Raw genomic sequence first — 9,881 nt, 5'->3', positions numbered from 1 at the left:
TTTAATGCGGCAACTATAGGAAGCGGTTAAAGCCCATGGAAAAACAACAATTCACTCAGTTGGTAAGGTATATCTTCGTCGGCGCGATCAGCAATGCGGCGGGATATATTACATATTTGCTTCTCACCTATTTTGGTCTGACACCTTCGATAGCAATGACTCTACTATACATAACAATTGCCGGTATCAGTTTTTTTGGCAACAAAAAACTCACTTTTATGTATGACGGCCATCTGCTCGGAGCGGGAATACGTTATCTCATAGCACATTTCATTGGTTACTCAATAAACTTGGCTATCTTGTTATATTTTTCAGAGCACCTCGGATACAGTCACGCATTAGTCCAAGCAGGCGCAATCTTAACCGTAGCAATATATCTGTTCATTACATTAAAGCTTTTCGTATTTCGGAGAGCCGCATGACTACAAAGCGAGTGATGTCCCCTGAGAGCTGCCGTTACATCTGCCGGATTACGGCTGTATTTAGCAAATTCACTGCAACTCTTCCCAAATCCTTCTCTTATAAATGGACCTAGAATGAATAATGAAAAAATTTACTTTAACCGTCCACACATGACGGGGAAAGAACTTTATTATATTTCAGAAGCAAAATTCGGTAACAAACTTGCAGGAGATGGCATGTTCACGAAACGTTGCCACTCCTGGCTCGAAGCGCAAACGAAATGCAACAAGGCCTTGCTGACCCACTCGTGCACAGCCGCGCTTGAAATGTCAGCGCTGCTGCTGAATATCGAACCTGGTGACGAAGTCATCATGCCGTCTTATACCTTCGTATCGACAGCAAATGCATTTGTACTTCGAGGTGCTACTCCCGTTTTCGTCGATATTCGGAAAGACACGCTCAATATTGATGAACGACTAATAGAGGCAGCGATCACTCCAAAGACCAAGGCGATCGTACCTGTCCATTACGCGGGGGTTTCTTGCGAAATGGATACAATCATGAGCATTGCCAGAAGACATAACCTCAAGGTCGTCGAGGACGCCGCTCAAGGGGTCATGTCGAAATACAAGGGTCGAGCCCTTGGCAGCATTGGTGATCTGGGGGCATTCAGCTTCCACGAAACCAAGAATGTCATTTCCGGCGAAGGCGGTGCCCTATTGGTCAATGACCCTTCCTTAGTACTTCGAGCGGAAATCATTCGGGAAAAAGGTACTGACCGTAGTCGCTTCTTCAGAGGTGAACTCGACAAATACACGTGGCAGGAAGTAGGTTCCTCCTATTTGCCCGGTGAACTAATAGCCGCATTTCTTTGGGCTCAACTGGAAGAAGCACAAACCATCACTGACAAACGGGTTTCCAGCTGGAATTATTATAATGATGCACTGGAAAGCTTTGAGAGCGAAGGCCTATTACGCCGCCCCGTAATTCCGACAACCTGTGAACATAATGCACACATGTATTACATCTTGCTTCCTCAGGATATGGACCGACAAAAAGTTTTAGCCGACCTGAAGCAAAATGAAATATATTCGGTATTCCATTATGTACCCCTGCACTCCTCCCCAGCAGGGCAGCGCTATGGCAGAGTTCATGATTCAATGGAAGTAACCAACACCCAGTCTGAACGACTAATTCGATTGCCTCTTTGGGTAGGCTTGACTACAGAGCAACAGGATATCGTCATAGAGACTCTGTACAAGTCGATCAGGTAATTAGCGACCTACTGCCTGAAAGTCTGCGCCGCTCATACTACTGACTATGGCCCAGCCAATCAAAAAGAGTCGACGCTCAACAATGTATGCATAGGCGCGCCTCAAGAGGCGCGCCTATGACATTGCCTTCGTGACATTTCGAATCAGTTTACTATCGCTAAATTACTGCCTGAGCATCAGTTGCAGCCATACCAGCCTCGCCGTATTTTGATCTAGAAGCAATTTTGTTTACAAACCTTACAAACATCACCGCGAGCAAAACAATAAAATAAACCTTTGCCATTAGAAAATATCTACTTTCCGTGTGCAACAAAATGGTATTCAAAAATATGGATGCTGTTGTCATGAGCGAAAAAATTGCTATCCATTTGTTCTTGAAAGAGATCGTCAGCAGAGTCCCCAACGCTATTACGACCATCAGCAACTGCATATAAAGCATTTTGGCATGCCCGACGATAACTACTTGCGGCGTGATGTCGGTCGGAGCTTGCCCCAAATACACCGACCAATAAAACTTGGATATCCCCTCATAAAACTTAATTGCGACATACTGGAACGATGTGACCTCAACTGGCAAGTACGACACATATGAAATTATAGTCGGAATCGTATAAGCTATTAGTTCCACATACGGCTGAGAGTTAACCATATCGTAGACTGCCATTGCTTTCGGCTCATAAAACCAAGGCACACCTGAATGGTAGTAGACGGCTGCGACCTGAATCAGGCAAACAGATACGCCAAGCAGATAGGTAAAAACATATTTAAACTTTACCGCAAAATGATTTTTGAGGTCAAAACAGCACCAGAAAAACACCAGAAAAAATATAGACATCACATAGTTCTGTTTTAGCAGCACGGACACCCCTGCCATCAATCCAGCTACGACTAATGCTCCCAAGTGACGCCTGTTCTGCTCGCTTGACAAGATTGCCACGGACGCTGAAAAACATGCAAAACTTTGTATATCAGACATACGTATGGGTATATACGCAACACAAAGTATCAACGTAAATAAAACCACCGCAGACCCACCCAAATAATGAGCCCAAGTGTTTCTCCCCGGAACAGCACCAGTCAAATTTTTGAATATGACCAACAAAGATGCCATCAGCACCATAAGAGAAATCAAGTTCATCAGTACAGCGATATGATTTTGCTCGACCGGATCACTTGTCAGTAAAAACGGAATAGCGTGATAAACCATTATCCCCGTAGGCCGAACTGCGTTATAACAACTGGTAGTTACTCCTTCACCACCATGCACTATATAATCAGCGCAAGCCTTTCCGAAATCGCTATACGAGGCTGCATCACCAAAAACGGGGAAGTCCATCTTAATCCTTATTTCAACAACTGTTTTCCTGATAATACCATGGCAAGGGTGCTATCTGGCACACGAGAACGCTGAGAGCTTCGCGTGGCCCAATAGATACCTGCAGCTCTAGCACTTTTCCAGTCGCTCCATCAGGCTCACGAATGCCGGAAGCCAAGCGCGATGGAGGTGTAGAATTGAACCATCGTGCCGGACTGTTGCTCAAAATCTTACGTGGAACTGACTTGATAGCTCTCTGCCCCCCCCTAAAGGAGAAACCTATGCCCTGGTATGCCTGGTTAATTTTGGTTGTCGCCATTGGGTCGATCGTCGGTGGTCTCATGATGCTGCGTGATACAGCCAATAAGGTCGATTTGACGGAAGAACAACGCAAGCGAATTGCGGAGCGCAATGCCGAAATGGATGCCAAGGAAGATCAAGATCGTTGACTGAAATTTGAGGTTACCTTGTTCGATCCGGAACAGTTGTGGTTCTTTGATAAGGATCGCAACGCGATTCGGCATGATTAAACTTATGCAAATCATACACTTGCCTCTTGAAACTCTTCAGAAGTGCCGTACGAGAAATTGTCAGCCAAAGCTGCCATCCCTTCCTCCATTACTGCGACCGCCTTCCCTCCCTGACGCAGCATGCCGCGAAAACTCTTCACTGGAAGGATTTCTAGCCAACGTTCGTGTAAGCGCTTTAGCACCAAATTCGATGAGCTGGCCTGTTTTCGGATTAGAAGTACAGTCACCATTTAATTTACATTGGTTAAGATGACGGCATTGTTGTGGAGAGCTCCAAATGCGTTACTCGCAGGACCATAAAGCCCACACCCACCAGCGGATCATCAAGGAAGCCTCGGCACGGTTTCGGAAGGACGGCATCGCGGCTACGGGCTTGCAACCTTTAATGAAGGCGCTGGGCCTGACTCATGGCGGCTTCTATTCGCATTTCAAGTCCAAAGACGAGTTGATCGAAAAAGCTCTGCAAGAGGCAGGTGAGCAAGTCGCCGGGTTGTGTGAGGAAATCTTCGCTCAGGAAAATGCCCTTGCTGCTTTCATTGATATCTACCTATCCGAATGGCATCAAACCTCAGCGAATGAAGGCTGCCCCCTGCTGACCATTTCATCGGAGCTTGGCCATCGTGGTCATCCAAGTCCCACCAGTGACACGGTGCTCAGTGCCCGGCTCGAACAGATCGAAAATGTCCTAAAATGTGAGAACAAGGCTGACCAAGCCATCGTCATCATGTCGACACTGGTTGGAGCCTTGCTTTTGTCACGAAGTGTCGCGGATCACGAGTTCGCCCAACATATCCTTGCAGTCACCCGCGACCACCTCAAGCAAAATCAAGACTGATTCTGCCAGCGCTTGAAAAGCACACTTGCATTCACCCCGCCAAAGCCAAAGCCGTTAGACAGTGCATATTCGATTTGCATCGAACGTGAATAGCCATGGACTACATCCACACCTCCGCAGGCAGGGTCAGGATTGTCGAAATTGAGTGTTGGCGGTACCACCTGATCGCGAATCGCCAAAAGGGTGAAAATCGCCTCTAACCCGCCAGCAGCACCAAGTAGATGGCCGGTGGCCGACTTTGTCGACGTCACGGCGATTTTATTCTGCGTGCCGAACAACGCTTTGATCGCCGCCAACTCACCGAGGTCGCCCACCGGCGTCGAGGTCGCGTGAGCGTTGAGGTGTTGCACCTGATCCGGCTCAACACCTGCCTGCGCCAGTGCCAGCGTCATGGCTCGCCGTGCGCCACTGCCATCTTCAGGCCCGGCCGTAAGATGATAGGCATCAGCACTGGTGCCGTAACCGACCAGTTCCGCCAACGGCGTCGCGCCACGAGCCAAGGCATGCTCGAGGGATTCAATCACCAACAGCCCCGCGCCCTCGCCCATCACGAAACCGTCCCGTCCGCTGTCGAACGGCCGCGAGGCGCGCTGCGGGGTGTCGTTGTAACCGCTGGACAGGGCCCGCGCTGCCGCGAATCCCGCCAGACTGACGCGGTCGATGCAGGCTTCCGCCCCGCCGCACACTGCGATGTCGGCTTCACCGGCACGAATCAGACGCGCGGCATCTCCTATCGCTTGAACGCCAGCAGCACAGGCCGTAACCGGAGCACCCAATGGCCCCTTCAGACCGTGCCGGATCGATACATGCCCGGCAGCCAGATTGACTAGGAAGGATGGAATAGTGAACGGTGACAAACGCCGAGGACCGCGACTGTCGGTCGTGCGCACGGCTTCGGCAATCGCACCGAAACCACCGACACCGGAACCGATGACTGTTGCGGTACGCTCTTGGCTTTTGTTTTCTGAGGGATGCCAGTCAGCCTGCTCCAGCGCCTGCCGGGCAGCCTCCATGGCGAACAGAATGAATCGGTCCATCTTCTTCTGTTCCTTGGGCGGCGTGGCGCGATCCGGATCAAATCCTGCTTCAGCGTCCTCCTCCAGCGTCGGCACCGCGCCGCCGACTCGCGTGGGCAAATCAGCGACCGTTGCCTCAGGCAAGTTACGCAAACCAGAACGCCCGGCCAGCAAACGCTGCCATACGACTTCGAGATCGCTGCCCAAGGGTGAAACCAGGCCCATGCCCGTGACGACTATTCGACGCGAATCCATACCGTGATGACCTCTGATCAATTCAATTGCCGGACTTGTAGCGTTGTGCTGCGGCACTGCGGGAAAGGTTCGGCGCCATGACATGGCGAGCCGCAACAAAGGCGTGCCATTCGCCTGCATCAGGCAGCGAAGGAACAGTGATCAACTCGCCCTGATCAAGACCGACCAGCGCCGCATCGACCATCTCGCCTGCGTCCATGACCATTTCTGCCGGAATGCCACTGGCATCGATACCGGAGCGCTCCCAGATTTCAGTGCGGGTCACACCCGGCAGCACGGCCTGGATCTGCACGTCGGTGCCTTCAAGCTCAGTGTTCAGCGACTGGGTCAGGCTCAGTACATAAGCTTTGCTGGCGCTGTAGGTAGCGTTGAAGCGTTCCGGAAACAACGCCACCACTGAAGCGATATTGATGATCGTGCCACGTCCGGCCTTGGCGAAACTGGCAGCTGCCGCAGAGGCCGGGCGAGTGACGGCGGTGATGTTCAGCTGGATCAACCGCTCCAACTGGTCCATATCGGCGTTGGCCAGCAATCCGTCCGACGCCACACCGGCGTTATTGACTAGCAAGCTGATGCTGGAATCGCTGCGCAGGCGTTGTTCGAGTTTGAGCACATCATCCTTCTGCGTCAGATCGGCTTTCAACACCTCGCCCTGAACGCCATGGGCATCGCGCAACTGGCTCGCAGCACTTTCCAGACGATCCTTGTCACGGGCAACCAGCAGCAGATCAAAACCACGCGCCGCCAGACGCTCAGCGTAAATTGCACCGATACCGGACGATGCGCCGGTGACGAGAGCAGTACCTTTGGATTGTGTGGAATACATGTAAGTGCTCCTGGAATGATTGATGGGTAATCGTCATTGAGTCGCATAGGCTCAACGAACCGGCAAATTATTATAGGCATAATCCTGGCGCAATATGATAGCCGTAATTTTTAATCGTCCGACCGACGCCTTTTTCACCGTCATCACGAGCCATGCATTGCGCTAAAAAAAGAGGCCGGTCAATGACCGGCCTCTTGGCTTTATACACTCAGCTTAGTTGACTTCCAGCTTGTCACGGTTGCGATCAAGAATCGCCTTGCCGATCCCTTTCACTTCCAGCAACTCATCCACCGATGAAAACGGCCCGTTTGTTTCTCGATATGCAACAATCGATTTCGCCTTGGCCTCACCGACCCCAGCCAGTTCCTTTTGCAGCGTCGCCGCGTCGGCATCGTTGAGATCGACTTTTGCACTTTGGGAACCTGCCGCTGTATCCATCACCAAAGGCGCCTTGGGCGACTCCGCAGGTGCAACAGGTGCGGCAATAGCGGCGATCGAGGCGCTGGTGAGGAAAGCGAAAATCAGAGAGTAGAAGTAACCGGTACGCATTAGTGACGCTCCATCATCGTTTGAGAAAGCAGCTTTTCCGAAGCTGCTCTTCAAACGTAGGTCATGATGGGTGTAAGTCAAAAATGCGAGCGTTACAGGATGTGAAACAATCAGGGCTCGAGACGGCGCTGCTGGTATATCCAGTCGACGATTTCGCCGTCGGGGGTGTAGCCGCTGACGGTGTCACGCAGCAACTGGCGAACGCGCGAATAATCATCCTGTTCGACGGCAGCCAGTAAATCCGTCAAACGAAGCTTGAGCAAATCCCATGGCAAATGATCTTCGCTGGCACTCATGATCATCGGGTGCTCAGTCGCCAATACGTTATCGCCAATCAACAACTCTTCATAAAGCTTCTCGCCGGGGCGTAACCCGGTGAACTCGATCGAAATGTCGCCTTGCAGATTTTTTTCCGAACGCACGCTCAAACCGGACAAATGAATCATCTTCTTCGCCAGTTCGACAATTCTTACCGGTTCCCCCATATCGAGCACGAACACATCGCCGCCCTGGCCCATGGAACCGGCCTGAATCACCAGTTGCGCGGCTTCAGGGATAGTCATGAAGTAACGGGTAATCTTCGGATGGGTAACCGTCAGTGGCCCACCGGATTTGATCTGACTGTGGAATAGCGGAATGACCGAACCAGAAGAGCCCAGCACATTCCCGAATCGAACCATCGTGAAGCGAGTCTTGTTGACTCGGGATACGTTGGATTTGTCACCGAATAGAACGGGGGCGATTTCTCGACTCAAGGCCTGAAGCGTCAGCTCGGCAAGTCGCTTGGTGCTGCCCATTACGTTAGTGGGGCGAACAGCCTTGTCCGTGGAAATCAACACGAAATTGGACACACCCGATTGCAATGCAGCCTGGGCAGTATTAAGCGTCCCGATGACGTTATTGAGCACCCCTTCCGCAATGTTGTGTTCAACCATCGGCACGTGTTTATACGCGGCAGCATGGTAAACAGTCTCAACGTTCCAGGTCTTCATGACATCCAGCAATTTATGCGGATGACGAATGGAACCGAGTATTGGCAAGAGCTTGACCGACGCCGACTCCCGGTTTCCTCTTTGCTCCAGTTCCGAAAGTACGCTGTAAAGGTTGAATTCGCTGTGGTCAAACAACAAAAGCCTGGTGGGGCCAAGCGAATAAATCTGTCGGCAAAGCTCTGACCCAATGGAACCGCCAGCGCCAGTAACCATTACCGTCTTGCCTGTGATACAGCGCTTAAGCAGATCCGGTTGTGCAGGCACCGAATCACGCCCCAACAGATCCGCGATATCCACTTCCTGAATATCCTCGACCTTGACTCGGCCACTGGCAAGGTCAGTGAAATTCGGAACACTGCGAATATGTAGCGGAAAACTTTCCAGAAGCGTGAGAATTTCTCGGCGTCGTGCACGTGTCGACGACGGCAGCGCCAGAAGAATTTCCTGCGCACCTGTTTCATCGATCATCTGTTGAATGTGCTTGGGTTTATAGACCTGCAGCCCGGCGATTACCCTATCAGCAATGCTCGGATCGTCATCGATAAATGCCACCGGGCGCATGGTTCGCCCCATGCGTAATGCTGCGACCAATTGATTACCCGCGACGCCTGCGCCATAGACTGCAACTTTTATAAGGCTATCGTCACGACTGGAAAACGGAACGTGTTGAGCGCCGGCGAACCAGTCCCCCATGAAATACTGACGCATGCACAACCGCAAGCCGCCGATGATGACAAGGCTTAGCCACCAGTAGTTGAAGACAATCGACCGCGGGACTACCGCCTCGTGGTTGCTATACCAGTAGACAACCAGCGCCAGAATCAATGCGGACAGACTGACCGCTTTGATAATAGCGACCAGCGCATCGTTGCCGAAATAGCGCATGACCGCACGATACATGCCAAAGCGAATGAACAAGGGAATCGCAACAATAGGTGCACATACAAAAAGCCAGAAATGCACCTTGAAAGGGTTGTACATATCGTCCAGGCCCAGGCGAACGATAAAAGCAAGCCACAACGCGGCCCAGACGAGCACGATGTCTGTGGCAACCTGAAGCAGTCTCTTGCGGCGCCGGGGAAGGCCTAACAGATACTCTCTGATTTTATCCATAAACCCTTCAATTACCTTGATCACACCTTTGAGCAGTACTCGCCATCGTGCCGGCTCAAGGGCGTTTCGTGATCACTCTAAACCTAAATGACCTGGCAATTACTGCTTAGTTCTTTACCACAGGAATCTCGAGATCTCCGGCGTGAAACTTTATTGCCAAAGCGACCAATGGAATGTAAGCCAAAAGCACACCCGAAGCACCGTCCAAGCCGAGGCTCGTGACACAAAAGGCAATGGGCAAAAGCCAAAACAGATTGATCACGCCGACCGCAACAGTGACCGGCAGGTGTTTGCCAAAGCGACGTGAAGCGAACTGGTAGGCATGACTACGGTGTGCTTCATAGATCTTTTCTCCTCTCAGCATGCGATGAAACAGCGTGTACGTAGCGTCGACAATGAACACACCAAGCAAAATCATCCAGGCCCAGAGCATCGGTGCGCTCACCCAGGCAGCCTGCAGAGACAATCCGCCAAGGACGATGCCCAGAAAACCACTGCCAGCGTCGCCCATGAATATCCGTGCCGGAGGGAAGTTCCAGTATAGAAAGCCGCCAACGGCAGCAGCGAGCAACAAAGGCGCCCAGATCAGACTCTCCAGTCCAGACAACCAGTAAAGCAGACAAGCACCGACGCAGGCACAAATCGCTTCTACGCTGGCGATTCCGTCAATGCCGTCCATGAAATTGTAAAGATTGAGTAGCCACACAAGATAAAAAACACCCAGCACAAAGCCCAGCCAACCCAGCTCGATCGAAGTACCGAACAACTCAACGG

9 protein-coding genes and 1 pseudogene are annotated in these 9,881 nt (G+C 51.4%); 4 read left to right on the top strand and 6 right to left on the bottom strand.

Annotated elements, in window-relative coordinates:
- Positions 1-35: 35 nt before the first annotated feature.
- Together F8N49_RS20800 and rffA are read left to right on the top strand one after the other, a co-directional pair.
- Entirely contained in the window at positions 36-422 is a 387-nt protein-coding gene (locus F8N49_RS20800) for a GtrA family protein (RefSeq protein ID WP_071173146.1), read from the top strand.
- Between the two features lie 114 nt (positions 423-536).
- Positions 537-1,676, top strand: coding sequence for a dTDP-4-amino-4,6-dideoxygalactose transaminase (rffA, locus tag F8N49_RS20795; RefSeq protein ID WP_151552363.1), 1,140 nt, complete (start codon positions 537-539; stop codon positions 1,674-1,676).
- 157 nt (positions 1,677-1,833) lie between these two features.
- On the opposite strand, the gene F8N49_RS20790 is transcribed toward rffA, so the two are convergent.
- The gene (locus F8N49_RS20790; protein ID WP_071173148.1) at positions 1,834-3,012 is read right to left on the bottom strand and encodes a hypothetical protein; all 1,179 of its coding nucleotides are present in this window, start codon (positions 3,010-3,012) and stop codon (positions 1,834-1,836) included.
- A 260-nt stretch (positions 3,013-3,272) separates the two neighbouring features.
- On the opposite strand from F8N49_RS20790, the gene F8N49_RS20785 reads away from it, so the two are divergent.
- Positions 3,273-3,440, top strand: a complete 168-nt coding sequence (locus F8N49_RS20785) for a DUF2897 family protein (protein WP_071173149.1) — start codon at positions 3,273-3,275, stop codon at positions 3,438-3,440.
- Between the two features lie 358 nt (positions 3,441-3,798).
- On the top strand, positions 3,799-4,356 hold the full coding sequence (locus F8N49_RS20780) for a TetR/AcrR family transcriptional regulator (protein WP_071173151.1): 558 nt from the start codon (positions 3,799-3,801) through the stop codon (positions 4,354-4,356).
- Here F8N49_RS20780 and fabF read toward each other — a convergent pair.
- The 5 genes and pseudogenes from fabF to F8N49_RS20755 all read right to left on the bottom strand — a co-directional run.
- On the bottom strand, positions 4,347-5,627 hold the full coding sequence (gene fabF / locus F8N49_RS20775; RefSeq protein WP_071173152.1) for a beta-ketoacyl-ACP synthase II: 1,281 nt from the start codon (positions 5,625-5,627) through the stop codon (positions 4,347-4,349). The two genes, F8N49_RS20780 and fabF, sit on opposite strands and share 10 nt — an antisense overlap.
- Before the next feature lie 22 nt (positions 5,628-5,649).
- Entirely contained in the window at positions 5,650-6,453 is an 804-nt protein-coding gene (locus tag F8N49_RS20770) for an SDR family oxidoreductase (RefSeq protein ID WP_071173153.1), read from the bottom strand.
- 213 nt (positions 6,454-6,666) lie between these two features.
- Positions 6,667-7,002, bottom strand: coding sequence for a helix-hairpin-helix domain-containing protein (locus tag F8N49_RS20765; protein WP_071173154.1), 336 nt, complete (start codon positions 7,000-7,002; stop codon positions 6,667-6,669).
- 110 nt (positions 7,003-7,112) lie between these two features.
- Complete coding sequence (locus F8N49_RS20760; protein ID WP_071173155.1) at positions 7,113-9,107, bottom strand: nucleoside-diphosphate sugar epimerase/dehydratase; 1,995 nt, start codon at positions 9,105-9,107, stop codon at positions 7,113-7,115.
- Positions 9,108-9,213: 106 nt separating this feature from the next.
- A pseudogene (locus F8N49_RS20755) lies at positions 9,214-9,881 on the bottom strand (glycosyl transferase); the annotation flags it as partial.

This window comes from Pseudomonas sp. GXM4, from assembly GCF_008923895.1.
GTDB classification, from domain to species: Bacteria; Pseudomonadota; Gammaproteobacteria; order Pseudomonadales; family Pseudomonadaceae; genus Aquipseudomonas; species Aquipseudomonas atacamensis.
Note: the sequence above shows the minus strand (reverse complement) of the source record. Positions and strands in the feature narration are given on the sequence as shown.